Origin of the sequence: Serratia sp. CY76391, from assembly GCF_052166695.1 — a bacterium.
GTDB classification, from domain to species: Bacteria; Pseudomonadota; Gammaproteobacteria; order Enterobacterales; family Enterobacteriaceae; genus Serratia; species Serratia nematodiphila.
This window is the reverse complement of sequence record NZ_JBJNOJ010000001.1, coordinates 829,239-843,553: the sequence shown is the minus strand read 5'-3', so window position 1 is coordinate 843,553 and position 14,315 is coordinate 829,239. Positions and strand designations below refer to the sequence as shown.

The 14,315-nt window shown below is 59.7% G+C and carries 11 protein-coding genes; 1 reads left to right on the top strand and 10 read right to left on the bottom strand.

Annotated elements, in window-relative coordinates:
- Positions 1 to 123: 123 nt before the first annotated feature.
- The 5 genes from ldtD to cmoM all read right to left on the bottom strand — a co-directional run bounded on the left by ldtD (position 124) and on the right by cmoM (position 9,412).
- Complete coding sequence (gene ldtD, locus ACJ8PN_RS04190; protein ID WP_171453711.1) at positions 124 to 1,932, bottom strand: L,D-transpeptidase; 1,809 nt, start codon at positions 1,930 to 1,932, stop codon at positions 124 to 126.
- A 221-nt stretch (positions 1,933 to 2,153) separates the two neighbouring features.
- The gene (gene mukB / locus ACJ8PN_RS04185; RefSeq protein WP_131164415.1) at positions 2,154 to 6,602 is read right to left on the bottom strand and encodes a chromosome partition protein MukB; all 4,449 of its coding nucleotides are present in this window, start codon (positions 6,600 to 6,602) and stop codon (positions 2,154 to 2,156) included.
- Complete coding sequence (gene mukE / locus ACJ8PN_RS04180; RefSeq protein WP_004928226.1) at positions 6,599 to 7,327, bottom strand: chromosome partition protein MukE; 729 nt, start codon at positions 7,325 to 7,327, stop codon at positions 6,599 to 6,601. Before mukE ends, mukB begins: the two co-directional genes overlap by 4 nt.
- Positions 7,308 to 8,630: a chromosome partition protein MukF gene (gene mukF / locus ACJ8PN_RS04175; protein WP_015377335.1), complete on the bottom strand. Its 1,323-nt coding sequence runs from the start codon at positions 8,628 to 8,630 to the stop codon at positions 7,308 to 7,310. The genes mukE and mukF overlap by 20 nt, the downstream gene beginning before the upstream one ends.
- Complete coding sequence (gene cmoM, locus ACJ8PN_RS04170; protein WP_015377334.1) at positions 8,627 to 9,412, bottom strand: tRNA uridine 5-oxyacetic acid(34) methyltransferase CmoM; 786 nt, start codon at positions 9,410 to 9,412, stop codon at positions 8,627 to 8,629. The genes mukF and cmoM overlap by 4 nt, the downstream gene beginning before the upstream one ends.
- A gap of 152 nt (positions 9,413 to 9,564) precedes the next feature.
- Between cmoM and elyC the strand changes: the two genes are divergently transcribed.
- A complete protein-coding gene (gene elyC / locus ACJ8PN_RS04165) occupies positions 9,565 to 10,338 on the top strand; it encodes an envelope biogenesis factor ElyC (protein ID WP_286094022.1) in 774 nt (257 codons plus the stop codon).
- Positions 10,339 to 10,345: 7 nt separating this feature from the next.
- On the opposite strand, the gene ACJ8PN_RS04160 is transcribed toward elyC, so the two are convergent.
- From ACJ8PN_RS04160 to ACJ8PN_RS04140, 5 genes are all read right to left on the bottom strand, one after another.
- Entirely contained in the window at positions 10,346 to 11,242 is an 897-nt protein-coding gene (locus ACJ8PN_RS04160) for a YcbJ family phosphotransferase (RefSeq protein WP_411261476.1), read from the bottom strand.
- Positions 11,243 to 11,391: 149 nt separating this feature from the next.
- The gene (gene kdsB / locus ACJ8PN_RS04155) at positions 11,392 to 12,141 is read right to left on the bottom strand and encodes a 3-deoxy-manno-octulosonate cytidylyltransferase (RefSeq protein ID WP_004928235.1); all 750 of its coding nucleotides are present in this window, start codon (positions 12,139 to 12,141) and stop codon (positions 11,392 to 11,394) included.
- The gene (locus ACJ8PN_RS04150) at positions 12,138 to 12,320 is read right to left on the bottom strand and encodes a Trm112 family protein (protein WP_004928237.1); all 183 of its coding nucleotides are present in this window, start codon (positions 12,318 to 12,320) and stop codon (positions 12,138 to 12,140) included. The genes kdsB and ACJ8PN_RS04150 overlap by 4 nt, the downstream gene beginning before the upstream one ends.
- Before the next feature lie 298 nt (positions 12,321 to 12,618).
- Positions 12,619 to 13,845 (bottom strand): winged helix-turn-helix domain-containing protein, encoded by a 1,227-nt coding sequence (locus tag ACJ8PN_RS04145; protein WP_411261475.1) that lies wholly within the window; start codon positions 13,843 to 13,845, stop codon positions 12,619 to 12,621.
- Positions 13,846 to 13,958: 113 nt separating this feature from the next.
- Positions 13,959 to 14,180 carry a cold-shock protein gene (locus tag ACJ8PN_RS04140; protein WP_171453706.1) on the bottom strand — a complete coding sequence of 74 codons (222 nt, stop codon included), beginning with the start codon at positions 14,178 to 14,180 and terminating at the stop codon, positions 13,959 to 13,961.
- Positions 14,181 to 14,315: the final 135 nt, after the last annotated feature.

The following is a 14,315-nucleotide window of genomic DNA, read 5'->3' as shown; positions in this document are numbered from 1 at the left end:
GAACCATAACCGCCTGCGTATGCTGAGTCAACCCGCGATACGCCTAGGTTTACAGGCCCCCGGCTACGAGGGCCTGCGGTATAGCCAAACATTCTGACCGTTATTTATTTATAATTACTGCATTTACTGCATTAATTTTTTGGCCTGAGCCAAAATTTGTGCGCCCGATCTCACCGTATTATCATAATTGTAAATATCTGTACGGAATTGCGGTTGGCCATCATCCGAAACCCAGGCGGTCAGATAATACAGTTTTACGGGAATACGCTGGCGAATATTCACATAAGTGGTATTGCCTTCTTTCAGCGTGGAGGAAACGCGGCTATTGTTCCAGCCGGCATCCTGCAGCAGCATATTCGCCAAATCGGAAGCCTTGTTCACCCGCACGCAGCCGGAGCTGAGCGCGCGGATGTCTTTCTGGAACAGGCTGTGGTTCGGGGTATCGTGCAGGTAGATGGCATCCGAGCTCGGCATATTGAACTTGAAACGCCCCAGGGAGTTGGTGGCCCCCGGCGCCTGACGGACGCGATACGGGAAGTTGCGCGCAGAAACCATGCTCCAGTCGATCATCGCCGGGTTGATCACTTCCGCATCGTTGCTCCAGCCTGACAGCACGGTATAGCCGTGTTTCTGGAAATAGTTACCGTCGCGCATCGCCTTCGGCACGATATCCTCACGCACCAGCGTAGTCGGCACGTTCCAAGGCGGGTTGACCACCACGTTGTTCAACGCGCTGCTCATTAACGGCGTCTTGCGGCTCGGCCGCCCGACGATAACGCGGGAGGACAACACTTCGTTGCCGTTCTGATAGTAGGTCAGCGAGTAGTTGGGAATGTTCACCATAATGCCGGTGCCGACATGCCCCGGCAAGATGCGCAAGCGCTGGATATTCAGCGCCAACAGCGCGGCGCGGGTTTTCGGTGACACGTTGAGCCACTCGCGGGTGCGCACGCCGATCACGCCGTCCGCCGTCAACCCCTGCCATTTCTGGAAACGCTTGACGCCCTCCACCAGCTCGTTGGTATAGAGGTTGTCGCTCACCACGCTGCCAATCTGCGGCGGCGTCTGTTCCGCGGTCAACTCCGTCACCGGCGCCGCCGATGGGCTGACCGTCACGCGGCTTTTCTCTTCGTCTACCGTCAGCCCGCCGTCGTCGGGTTCATTGCTCTTCGCCGAGACTACCGCCGGCTCCGGCTCCGCTTCCGGCGCCGAGGCGGCCAGCATGCCGGTGCGCGTCAGGATCTCACGCAGCGCCGGGATATCGTTGCTCATTTGGCCTGGGCGCAGGCTCGGGCCACTGCCCACCAGCGGCCAGGGGCGGTTGTCCGCCAGCATGTCACGCAGCGCCTGATGCATCTTGGCGTATTGCGGATGCTGCGGCGCAAGCGAATTCACGTAGCTCAGGGTTCGCGCCTGGCGCACCGCCAACTGCCATTGATTGATCACCGCCGTGGGCGGCAAACCAAGCTTGTAAGGAATATTGCTGTACAGCCAGTTGTTGCCGTTGGCGCCGATGGCGGATACAAACTGCAAATAGCCCAGCATCGCATCGGACAACACCGCATCGCGGCCCGCTTCACTGAGCGCCGGATCGGTCAACATCTTCACCCACTGGGTGAACTGCGGCTGTACGCCGGACATCGCCAGTTCGGCCAGCTGCTGTTGAAATTGCTGAACGGCCTCGCGATCCTGCCACATCGGCTGCATATGATTCGCCGCATACAGCGGCGCCAGCGTGGAAAGGTAGTGCAGATCCATACCGCGCGGCAACGCGGCCAGCAGTTCAGAACGACTCTGCGCAACGGACATGCCTGCTGTTGCCACCGGTAACGCCGTTACGGTGGCCAAGGCGGAAAACGACGACACAAGACTACAGGCGATAGCGCCACTCAGCGCCAAACGTCGTAGAGAGTTTCCCTTTTTAAGCAACATCCCTTGCCCCCTGTATGCTCACAAAAAAAAACGTCAAAAACTGCATATAGTTTCAGTATACAAACAGAAAGGCCGTTTCGCCCTGCGGGCGTCGAATAACTGTTTATGTGATTAAACTAACCGCTTTTCAACGGATAAAAAAGCAGGACTATCATCCACGCGCACAAAAAAATAGCCACCCTGCGGCGGCTATTTTCGGATTTTTAGGGCGTTTTTCTGCGTTACGGCGTTTCGACCGGCGCAGTGCCCAGCGCCGGCGGCTCGCCGGCGAAACCGCGCAGCCCCACCACGTGCACATGCTCGTGGTTCTGGAACACCTTACGCACCAGTTTATAGGTGGTGCCCTTCTCCGGACTGATGTTTTCCGGCGCCGCGATGATCAGCTGCATCTCCAGACGATCGCACAGTTCGAACAGCGTGGCGATCGACTTGGCATCCAGACGCGCCGCTTCATCGAGGAACAGCAGGCGACACGGCGAGATATCTTTACCGCGCAGGCGGCGGGATTCTTCTTCCCAGCTCTGCACCACCATCACCAGGATTGACATCCCGGTACCGATGGCTTCACCGGTAGACAACGCGCCGCTTTCCGCACGCAGCCAGCCGTCGGAACCACGGTACACCTCAACTTCCATTTCCAGGTAGTTGCGGTAGTCCAGCAACTCCTCGCCAATGGTCTGTGGCGTGCGCTGCCCCATGTCGATCTGCGGATTCAGGCGCTGATACAGCTTGGCCAGCGCTTCGGAGAAGGTCAGGCGGTTGCTGTTGAACAGATCCTGATGCTGTTCCTGCTGCTCGGAGAGCACGTCCAGCAGAGTGGCATGCGCTTCGCGCACGTTGACGTTCAGACGGACGCTCTTCACCTGGCCGAAGGCAACGGCCTGCAGACCCTGGTTCAGCATGCGAATACGGTTCTGCTCGCGCTGAATGGTTTTGCGAATGATGTTGGCCACGCTTTTCGAACTGATCGCCAGCTTCTGCTCGCGCGCGGTCAGTTCTTCGGTCAGACGGCCCAGCTCAATCTCCATCTGCTCGATGGCCTCGACCGGATCGTCGGTGCGGATGATGTCCTGGCGGATACGCTCGCGCAGGTGTTGGTACACCGCGATATAGAACTGAATCTTACGCTCCGGCCGCTTCGGATCTTCCGACAGACGCAGCACGTCGCGCAGGTGTTCGTTGTCCGCCACCGCCAGACGCAGCGCGCCGAGCGCCTTATCCGACATCGAGCGCAGCTCGTCGCCATCCATGTACGCCAGCTCGCGGCGGTGCAGGCGGCGTTCCACGCCGTTGTCTTTCACCAGGCGCATCACCGCGCACCACCCCGCCTTGGCGGTCACCACCTGCTCGCGCAGCTGATGATAGTCGCGTTCCAGCTTGCGCAGTTTCTTCTGCAGGCCATCCATTTCGGCTTCGCAGAAGGTCAGCTGTTTCTCCAGCTGATTGCGGCGAGCGCGGTTGTTGCTCAGCGCCGCATGCAGCTCGTCGCGGCGCTGACGCGCGCGCGCTTCGGCGTTGGCGTCGGCCTGCACGCCGATATCCACCAGCTCCTGGCTCAGCTCTTTCAGCATGTCGCGCTTGGCGTCATACGAGCTTTTCAGCGAGGCCAGCACCTGGCTGTATTGGGTGAACTGGGTTTGATATTGACGCAGCTGCTCACGGGCGCGGGCGCGTTCGGCTTCCGCCTGTTCCAGACGCTGGCGCAGCTTGTCGTTGAGATCGTTGTTGGCATTCTGCATGCCGGCGGAGTCGGTATAGCTGAAGTGTGCGCGACGCTGCACCACTTCTGTCAACGCGAACGCCTGCTGTTTGGCCTGACGCTGCACGCTTTGCGCCTGCGCGTAGTCCTGCTGCAGCTGTTCATGCTGCTGCGGATCGCTCTGCAGCACCGACAGCAGCGGCTCCAGTTTGGTCAGTGACACCCCGTGCTGTTGAATGTGGCGCGCGGCGTCCTGCGCTTCTTCCAGCTCTTCGCGGATCTCGTCGACGCGATCCTGCAACGTTTCATCGTTCAGCAACGACACCAGCGGCATCAGGCGGTTGAGCGCGGAAATGCCCTCTTTGGCCTGGTCGTACTGCTGACGCTGCTGCTGATTCTGCGCTTCGTGATTGTTCAGCGCACGCTCGATCTCGCCGCGACGGGCGTTCAGATTGCGGATCTCCGCTTCCGGATCGGCGTCGAACGCCACCGCCAGATGGGTGCCGATAAAGCGGCTGAAAGCCTGGTGCGAACGCTGAGTTTTCTGCACGTCGAACGACAGCGTGGCGTAGCGTTCCGCCAGCGTTTCACGCTCGGCATGCAGCACTTCCAGGCGGTTTTCGCGCGCCGCGCGGCCGAACAACGGCACTTCCGGGTAGCGGGAATAACGCCACTGGCGATCGGCGATTTTCACCACCACCGCTTTGTCCTGCTCTTCGACGGCGAATACGCTGTCATCGAACGACTGCGGATCCCCTTCGATCAGGTAGAGATCTTCCGGGCAATCTTCCAGCCCTTCCAGCATCTCGCGCACCAGCGACAGATCCGGCACCACGATGGCGTGGCGCGAAGGGCCGTACAGCGCCGAGAAGTAAGGCGCGTCGTCGATGGTGACGTCATCGTAAATTTCCGACAGCAACACGCCGCCGAAACGTTCGGCCAAGGTGACCAGGCGTTGATCTTCCGCGCCGCCCGGCTGGCTGAGACGTTCGATCTGCGCTTCCACTTCGCGCTTGCGGGCCGCCACTTCGTCGCGCTCGACGGTGGTTTCACGCTCGCGCTCCAGCAGCTGCTGCATGTATTCGGTCACCTGCTGGCTGTTTTCCAGCGGCTCTCCGCTCTGATCGCTGAGCTGGCTCAGGGCGTCCTGCGCCGCCAGCCACACCGGCGCACGCGCCGTCAGCTCACGGATGCGCTGCTGGATCTGCTCCAGCTCCTGGCGCATCTCCATGCGGCGTTCGCCGGCTTCGCTGACGTTCTGCGACAGCGCTTCCAGGCGCTCTTCCAGCTCCTGTTGCAGCATGTCGAGATCGTCCGGCTGGTACTCTTGGCCATGGCGTTTGCAAAATTCTTGCAGCAGGCGCTCGGCGTCCTGCTGCGAGCGCAGGCGCTGTTCCAGCTCGCTCAGGCGCAGGCGCAGCGGCTGAACGCGCTCGGCGAGGTGTTGCTGCGAAGGCCAGTCTCGCAGCAATTCGCGCGCGCACTGCCAGGCTTCGCTACGGCTGACCTGGCCGGCGATTTTACCCACCAGCTGATAGGCCTGCTCGAACTGGCCGTGCGCGGCGTCGGCCACGCTCAGCTTCTGTTCCAGCATCAGCAGCGCTTCGGTCGCTTCCTGCTCGCGGGCCTGGAAGGTATCCAGCCACTGCTCGGCGTTGTCGGCGGTCAGATCCGGCAGTTGGCACAGCGCGCGCGCGCGCTCCAACGCCTGCAGCGCCTGCTGATACTGAATGGCGCGGGTCTGCTGCACGTCGAGCGCCTGCTGGTAGTCGGCCAGCTGGCTCTTCAGCTCATCCACTTCCAGCTCGGCCGCTTCGGCGCGCGCTTCGTTTTCGGCCTGCTGTTCGCTCGCCTCGGCCACCACTTCGTTCTGCTCTTCCAGACGGTAGGTCAGCTCTTCCAGATCGGCTTCATAGCGTTCGATCTTCTCCTGCTGACGCATGGCCGTCTGCACCAGATTCAGGTGGTCGCTGGCGGCCTGGTAATCGGTTTCCAGATCGGATTCGGCGCCGCTCTGTTCGCTCAGCTCGCGCGCCATTTCCACATGGCGATACTGTTCGGCGGCCAGCTGCTTGCGGCTGCCCAACAGATCGCTGCGCAGCGCCAGCGCGCCGTCCAGATGGATGCGGCGTTCGTTGGCATGACGCATATAGTCCGCCGCCACATAGGAGGTGGCCTCGGAGATCAAATGCTTGAACAGGTCGCGATCCGACTGGGTGACGCGGATCGCTTCCAGCGTCATGCGGTTTTCGCGCAGCGCCGCTTCCATGTCCTGGAACGCCTTGCGTACGCCGCTGTTTTCCGGCAGCAGGTAATCACGCAGCGAGCGGGTGATGGCGCTGGAGATACCGCCGTACAGCGACGCTTCGATCAGACGGTAGAACTTGCTGCGATCGGCGGACGAACGCAGGCGTTTCGGGATCACGCCCAGATCGAACATCAGCGAGTGGTAATCGGTGATGGAGTTGAACTGCTTGAACTGCACGCCCTCCATCTCTTCCACGCGCTCTTTCAACTCTTGCAGCGACAGCACGCGCGCCTGGCGCTCACCCACGGTCTGGGTCAGCAATTCAGTCGGCTGAACCGCGGTCGGCAGCCCCTGAATGGTGAACGGTTTGATATCGACCTTGCGGTCGCGCCCTGCCACCTGCTGCAGACGCACGCCAACCACCACGCGCTGGTGGCGTGAATTGACGACGTCAAGGGTGGAGTAACACACGCCGGCGCGCAGCTTGCCGTGCAGGCCCTTGTCGCGCGAACCGCTGGTGGCGCCCGCTTCGGTGGTGTTACGGAAGTGCAGCAGCGTCAGGTCGGGGATCAGTGCGGTGACGAAGGCCGCCATGGTGGTGGATTTCCCCGCCCCGTTACCGCCGGACAGCGTGGTCACCAGCTCATCCAGATCAAAGGTGCGGGCGAAGAAGCCGTTCCAGTTAACCAGCGTCAACGAGCGAAATTTACCGCGTTCAATCATTCCTGTTCATCCTCTGCACCGTCAGGAGCGTTATCAACCTGCTGATCCTCAGCGTCATTCTCATCGTTCAGCGACAGGCTGGTTTCAACCGGCATCGCCTCGCCGTCGCGAATCATGCGCAGCTGCGCTTCACGCGGATCGTCGCCGCTGCGCACGTCGGCGCCGAAGCGGAACACCGCCTCGGTAATGCGGAACTTGCTGCTGTCATTGCCCATGAAATAGACCATGCCGAGGCGGCGCAGACGGTTCAGCGAGGTGCGCACCTTTTCGTGCAGCTTCTGCCGATCGAGATCCGAACCGGTAGAACGCTGGTTGACGAACTTCAGCAGCTTGTTCTCATCGGCCAGGCTCAGCAGCTCGTCGTACAGCTCCTGATGGCTGAAAATGCCCTCGTGCGCCAGGCGCTCGGGGCTGAGATACAGGTAGCACAAGATCTTACCCACCATCATATCCAGCTCGGACAGCACCGAACGCGGGATCAGCGTGGTGGAGCGCGGGCGCAAATAGAAGAAACCTTCCGGCGCCCGAATCAGCTCGACGCTGTAACGGTTGTAAAATTCTTCCAGCTCATCCTGGAAATCCATTAAAAAGGCGTGGTTGTCCAGCTCATCGATACCGATGTGACGACCCGCGCGTAGTTGGCTATCCAATGCCGGAAACAGCGAGTTGGACAGCGCCTTGGCCAGCTTGACTGGCATTACTTGTTCAATATTTGTCGATGACATGGGCCTGGACCTTGGCTCCGTAATCATTGATTGCCTGCCATTCCGCCGGCAACCCTGAGAAATCTGCTTCAGCCACACCGAGGCGCACTGCCTGGTCGACCACTAAACGTGCCACGTCGAAATGACGCGCACGCGGATATTGCGCCAGATAATCGCGCATCACCGCCGCAAGGTTGAGCGGCATCTGCTGTTCCTGGTACACCTTCAGCGCCTCTTCGATCATCGCCGCCAGCTGTTCGCGAATCTCGCTGAACTCTTCAAACTCCAGATCCGGTGGCAGTTCCCCGGTCACTTCATCGCTGCGCAGCGCCAGTTCTTCGTCGCGCATGTCCAGCAGACGATCGGCATTGGCATGGGTCAGCGCCCATGGGTGGTCGAAGTAGGTTTGCACCGACTGGCGCAGGCGCTGGGCGAACACGCGGTTTTTGTCCATATCGATAGCGGTACGGATAAATTTATGCACGTGGCGATCGTAGCCGATCCACAGATCGATCGCCTGCTGCCCCCAGCTGATGATGCGATCCAGCTTGCTTTGCAGATCGAACACCAGCTTATCGACGAAACCCAGTTCCACGTTGCCGAGGGTTGCGTCCTGGATGCGCAGCAAGTTGGCCTGCAGCTTATCGCCCGCCGCATCCAGCGTATCCTGCAGCTCGCGCAGGGTGCCCGAGGTTTCCGACAGCAGCATCTCGCAGCTGGAGATCGCCGCCCGCCAATCTTTGCTCAGCAGCGCCGCGATGTCGTTCTTCACGCTCTGCTGCTGCTCATCCATCACGCGTTGGGTCATGTCGATGCTGTCGAAGATTTCCGCCACCGAATATTTCAACGGCGCGAACACGTTGCGGTGCCAATGGAAATCGTCGCCGCCCTCGTCGGCGGCATCGGCGGCGCGTTTGAGTTCCTGCGCCACGATAGACAGCTGCATCGACAAACGCAGCGTGGAGAATTCGCGTTGGCGAATATAGTAATCGGTAATGCCGATACCCAGCGGCGTCAGGCGGTAAATCGCGTTGCCGTCCGCCAGCTCGCTGGTAAAACGGTTCAACAGGCGCTGGCGCACCATGTCGTTAATCGCATTGTTGGCACGCATCGCCACCGTTTCATGCGTCTGTTCAAAACCCTTGCTGACATGGCGAAATGCATCAACCAGCTCACCTTCGCTCATCTCGCCGTCCAGCCGTTCGCCGTTCAGGGTAGCAATGGCGAGCAGAAATGCGAGACGCTCCGTAGGGAGCGAAATAGAGAAATCATTTTTCCGTGCCCAGGCGACCAGTTCGGGTACTGTCTGGGAAAATTCACTCATAGTTCGTCCTTCAGGTTTGGTTTATGCGCCATGACGTGAATATAGCGCCCCAAACTCACGTACGGCTCCTGCCGGCAATAGTGCTGTTCAAGCGCCAGTAACTCTTCAAATTTTTGTGTTTGCAGCTGTCTGCTCTGCAGATAGTCGTGGAACACCCGCACGCCGGTTTTGCCGCCGATGCGCATGCCCAGTTGTTCCAACCAACCGTAGACCAATAGCGGATCGTGCGGATATTGCGGCGACAGCGAACGCTTGCGGCGCCGTCTGACCTCGGGATCCACCAGTTGGAAATTACCCAACACCACGTTGCGCATCAAGAGGCCGTTGGCGTTGAAGAACATCAGCGACAGTGCGCCGCCCGGCGTCAGGCAGTCATACAACGCCTGCAGCGCCGCTTCGGGCTCGGCGATCCATTCAAGCACTGCATGAAACAATATCAGATCAACCGGCTGTTCCAAATGTTGAGCGATATCCTGCGCAGAACTTTGTACGAATTGCATGTTCTGGCTCACACCTTTCTGCTCCGCCAGCTGCGCGGCGCGCTGGATCATCTCACCAGAAAGATCGCACAACAACACCTGATGTCCTAATTCTGCCAGTTGGCAGGCCATATGGCCTTCACCGCCCCCGGCGTCGAGAATGCGCAGCGGCCGCTGCGGCAACTGCGCCAGCAGCCCGGTCAGATCCTGCCAAACTACCGCCTGGCGGATTTTTCCTTTCGTGGTGCCGTAAATATTACGCGCAAATTTTTCAGCAATATCGTCAAAATTGCGATCCTGCATGGACAACGGCTCCGCTGATCTCATTCTTGTCGGCGGCAAAGCGCACGCCCATTCAAACCTGCTATTTTGGCACAGACTGACTTAGAATGTATCTTCTTGCGGCCTGTTTATACCTGGATGCCGCTTTTTCACCCAAAAGGATCTGATTTTCGATGCTGTTCAACCTGAAAAAGTTCTTTGGCGCCCTGCTGATGCCACTGCCGCTGTTGATGCTGCTGATGGGGCTGGCGCTGCTGCTGCTGTGGTTCACCCGCTGGCAAAAAAGCGGTAAGACGATTTTCACGCTGAGCTGGCTGTTTTTACTGCTTTTCAGCCTGCAACCGGTGGCCGACCGGCTGCTGCGGCCGATCGAAGCCGAATACCAGACTTATCGCGGTAACGATCCGATCAGCTACATCGTCGTGTTGGGCGGAGGCTATACCTACAATCCCGATTGGGCGCCCAGTTCAAACCTGCTCGGCAACAGTCTGCCGCGCGTGACGGAAGGCGTGCGGCTCTACCTTGCACATCCCGGCGCCAGGATGGTGTTCACCGGTGCGTCCGCCGGCCCCATGCAAAGCAACGCTGCCACTGCGGCGCTGGTGGCCGAAAGCCTGGGCGTGCCGCGCAGTGATATGGTGATCTTGGGGGAACCGCGCGATACCGAGCAAGAGGCCGCTCAGGTCGCCAAATTGGTCGGCGAGCAACCGTTCATTCTGGTGACCTCCGCCAACCATCTGCCACGCGCCATGCGTTTCTTCAAGGCTAAGGGGCTGCACCCGATCCCGGCGCCGGCCAACCAGTTGGCGATCGACTCGCCGCTGAATATCTGGGATCGCGCCACACCGTCGTCAATGTTCCTCGGCCATACCGAGCGCGCCTGGTATGAAACGCTGGGTAGTCTGTGGCAATGGCTGAAGGGCGCAGATAGCGCCGGCGCAGAGTAAAGCTCGTTCAACCGGCCAGCCAGGGCAGCAGCTGTTGCGACGCATAGTCGAACGGCCGCCGCTCCAGCTTGCCGGTATGGATCAAACGCCCTACCGCTTCCCACACCACATATAGCCAGCGCCGCGCCAGGAAAGCGTCGGCGACCGGTGCCCGCTGCAGATAGCTGAACAACAGCTGGCTGGGCATGCCCTCCTCGCTGAGGCGGAAAAGATCGTATTCGCGCGGCGCCCACAGCACTACGCCGGGATTGAGCATCGCCAGCAGTTGATCGCTTTTGGGATCTTTCAGCATGCTGTGCAGCGATAAGTTACCGTGCACCAGAACACAGGGATCATCGAAGCCGACGAAGAAATGGGTCAGCGCTTCGCGCGTGCGGTACAGCAAACGCCGATCCGCCATGGTCAACTGCGGGGTAGTGAGATTGACCACCGTCGCCCACAGCACTTCGACCCGCTGTTGATACCAGCAAAACCAGTCATTCTCCTGCGTGCTGTCAACGCTGCCGACGCTGCCGTGGCTGTCGATGCGGTGCCAGGCCAATATCCCGTCAACGATCTGCTCCATCAGCATATTCCAGCGATCCGGCGAGCGCGTCGGCGCCTCAGCCGACACGCCGCGCAGGCGCTCGATCAGCAGGATTTCCGTATACGGCGCCTGGTGGGTACACACCACGCCATACACCGTAGGCAGGCGAATATCCCCGTCGCGCGCCAGCATCGACAGCTTGTACGCTTCCTGCTGGGCGATGCCCCGACAGATAAAGCTTTTCGCCATCAGCGGGATCGCGTTGCCCTGCCGATCGTACAGCGAATACATATGTGCATAAGGCTGTTCGCTCACCCGCTCCAGCCGGCTGATGGACTCACCCAGAACAATGCTCAGTTCGGCACGTAACTGCTCCATAAGGCATTCACCTCAGGCTAATTAGGGGGATGCGTAACATCATCGAACGGCGAGCGGAAAAATTCTTCAACGCAGATCAACAAAACGGGGATCAATAATGGGGGTGTTGCATCGTCGGCGCGTTGCGCGGCGCGCCGACGAAATCAGGCTCAGGGTTGAATGCTGTCGCGCACGCGCTGGAGGTCTTCCGGCGTATCGACCCCCACGCTCGGGATCGCTTTCGCGACCGCCACGTGGATCTTTTCACCGTACCACAGCACGCGCAGCTGTTCCAACAGCTCGATCTGCTCCAGTTGGCTCGGCGCCCAGCTGACGTAGCGGCGCACGAAGCCCGCACGGTATGCGTAGATGCCGATATGACGCAGCAGGCTGTCGCCGATGCTCTCTTTCGACGCGGCGAAACGCTCGCGATCCCACGGAATGGTGGCGCGTGAGAAATAGAGCGCGTAGCCCTGCGCGTCCATCACCACCTTCACCGCATTGGGGTTGAAAGCCTCTTCGGCGCTCTCGATCGGCACCGCCAACGTCGCCATGCCAGCCTGGCTGCCCGCCAGGTTTTCCGCCACCTGCCGCACGATAACGGGTGGGATCAGCGGCTCATCGCCCTGCACGTTAACGATGATCTGGTCGTCGGCAAAGCCGTAGTGCGCGATCACTTCCGCCAGACGCTCGGTGCCGGAATGGTGATCCGGGCTGGTCATGCACACTTCGCCGCCGGCGGCTTCCACCGCTTTGGCGACTTCAGGATGATCGGTCGCCACGATGACGCGGCTGGCGCCGGACTCACGGGCGCGCTCCATCACATGCACCACCATCGGCTTGCCGTGAATATCGGCCAGCGGTTTGCCCGGCAAACGGGTTGAGGCGTAGCGGGCGGGAATAATAGCGATAAAACTCATGCGTGCTTCTCATCCAGCGACAGCGCACGCGCTTCATTTTCCAACAGCACCGGAATGCCGTCACGCAGCGGGTAAGCCAACCCATCCGCTTTGCACACCAGTTCCTGGTTTTCTTTATTGAAATAGAGTTTGCCGTTGCATACCGGGCAGGCAACGATTTCGAGTAAACGGTGGTCCATGCATCCTCCGCTAGGGGATAGGTCATCTGGGAAAGGCAGTGAGGATAGCATAACGCCCGGCCTCAGGTTAATCATCGGCGGCGCCAAGGCGCCGATATTTCCTCACTGCGTCGGCGCGACAGCTTGAACTGCGGCGCATCCCGGCGTAGAATTTTGTGACACAAATCACAAAAGAAAGCCGTGATACATGATCAAACGTCTGCATAAAATCATCGCTCTGTTCGCTAACTTCAGCCACTGAGCCCCTTTGTAACGAGCGACGCTTCACTTCGTTTTACCCCACCGACGGCGTCGCTCGTTATCCCACTTCCCAGCCGGCACCCCATTCCGCGGCCAACGCGGTCGGAATGTCGCCCAGCGCGACGCGTTGCGCACCGTGCCATTTGGCCGTGCGCGCGATGGCCTGCCGGATATCCTGCGTTCGCTGTTTGCCGAAGCGCACCTGTGGCTCCGCATGGAAACTGATGATCTCGAAGATGCCCTGGCGACGGTGCGCCTTGGCGTCAATCCGCCCCACCAGCTCGCCCCGATGCAGCACCGGCAACGTGAAGTAACCATAGCGGCGTTTTTCTTTCGGCGTGTAACACTCCAGCCGATAGTCAAAGTTGAACAGTTCGAGCGCCCGGCGGCGATCCCACACCACCGGATCAAAAGGCGACAGCAGGCTGGTGACCGTCGATTTCAGTTTGCCCTGCTCCGCCAGCGGCAGCAGTTCCGCCAGTGATTCATGCACATAGAACTGCCCTTCCAGCCCCTCTACCTGCACCGGCGAAATTTCCCCCTGCGCCTGCAGCTCTGCCAGCAAGGCTTTTGGCGCCACGCGTTTCAGCCGATAATAATCCGCCAACCACTCGGCGCGGAAAATGCCCAGATAGCGGCAGGTGCGATGCAACATCTGCCGGCGCGCCCGCTCCGCAGGCAGCGCATGACGCGCATCATCCCAGGCCGGCAGCAGCCTTTCGGTCAGATCGTAAACCCGGTGGAAGTTGCGACGCTCGGCCACCATCAGCTTGCCGGCGGTAAACAGGATCTCCAGGTGCCGTTTCTCCGGTTTCCAGTCCCACCACCCGCTGTTGCCTTTCTTCTCGGCGCTGAAGTCGGCGGAACGCACCGGCCCCTGTTGTTCGATGTGCCGCAGCAGGTTGTCCATCGCCGCCTGGTGCTGCTGCACCCAGTCGGCCGAGTATTTCCAGCCCATATCCTGCGGCGCCAGCATGCGATGCCGCAACAGACCAAAATCCTCGATCGGCAGGAAACAGGCCTCGTGCGCCCAATACTCGAACAACTTGCGGCCGGCGAGCGCCTGCTCCAGCCACTCAGGCTGATAGGCCCCCAAACGGCTGAACAGCACCAGATACGGGCTGCGGGCGACGACGCTAATGGTATCGATTTGTAACAGCCCCATGCGCTGGATCGCGCTCACGACATCATCGGGCCGAGCCTGGCGTTTAAGCGGAGAAAGCAGCCCCTGGGCGGCAAGGTGCAGTGCGCGAGCGGCGGTAAGGGAAATGGTCGGGGTGGTCATCCTGATATCCGTGGCGAGTAGGCAATGGCCTGATAATAGTGGATATCGCGGGATTTATCTTCGCCAGTGCTTGCGGGTGGCGACACCGGCACTGGCGAGTAAGGAGGATGCGATCAGAACGCGATAACGTCTGCCGCGGACAGCCCATGCGAGCTGCGATAGATCGAGAACTCAACGTTCTGACCTTCGTTCAACGACTTATTTTTGGTGTTGGCGATAGCGTTGCGGTTGACATAGATTTCGTCGCTGCCATCTACCGGTGAAATAAAACCATAGCCTTCGGCCTGATTAAACCATTTCACACGACCCATTCTTAACACAGTATTTTTAAACATAACTTATATCCTTTTACTTGAGCATCCTTGACAACGTCATTTTTTATATTGTCTGGACGCTACCAGCCCATCCTAAAGTTTTTCGTAACAAACCTCTCGTGAGCAAAAAAATAAAAAACCCGCACTAAGGCGGGC

Coding starts and splice junctions, on each gene's coding strand:
- ldtD (WP_171453711.1), bottom strand. CDS start 1,932: ATGTTGCTTAAAAAGGGAAACTCTCTACGACGTTTGGCGCTGAGTGGC.
- mukB (WP_131164415.1), bottom strand. CDS start 6,602: ATGATTGAACGCGGTAAATTTCGCTCGTTGACGCTGGTTAACTGGAAC.
- mukE (WP_004928226.1), bottom strand. CDS start 7,327: ATGTCATCGACAAATATTGAACAAGTAATGCCAGTCAAGCTGGCCAAG.
- mukF (WP_015377335.1), bottom strand. CDS start 8,630: ATGAGTGAATTTTCCCAGACAGTACCCGAACTGGTCGCCTGGGCACGG.
- cmoM (WP_015377334.1), bottom strand. CDS start 9,412: ATGCAGGATCGCAATTTTGACGATATTGCTGAAAAATTTGCGCGTAAT.
- elyC (WP_286094022.1), top strand. CDS start 9,565: ATGCTGTTCAACCTGAAAAAGTTCTTTGGCGCCCTGCTGATGCCACTG.
- ACJ8PN_RS04160 (WP_411261476.1), bottom strand. CDS start 11,242: ATGGAGCAGTTACGTGCCGAACTGAGCATTGTTCTGGGTGAGTCCATC.
- kdsB (WP_004928235.1), bottom strand. CDS start 12,141: ATGAGTTTTATCGCTATTATTCCCGCCCGCTACGCCTCAACCCGTTTG.
- ACJ8PN_RS04150 (WP_004928237.1), bottom strand. CDS start 12,320: ATGGACCACCGTTTACTCGAAATCGTTGCCTGCCCGGTATGCAACGGC.
- ACJ8PN_RS04145 (WP_411261475.1), bottom strand. CDS start 13,845: ATGACCACCCCGACCATTTCCCTTACCGCCGCTCGCGCACTGCACCTT.
- ACJ8PN_RS04140 (WP_171453706.1), bottom strand. CDS start 14,180: ATGTTTAAAAATACTGTGTTAAGAATGGGTCGTGTGAAATGGTTTAAT.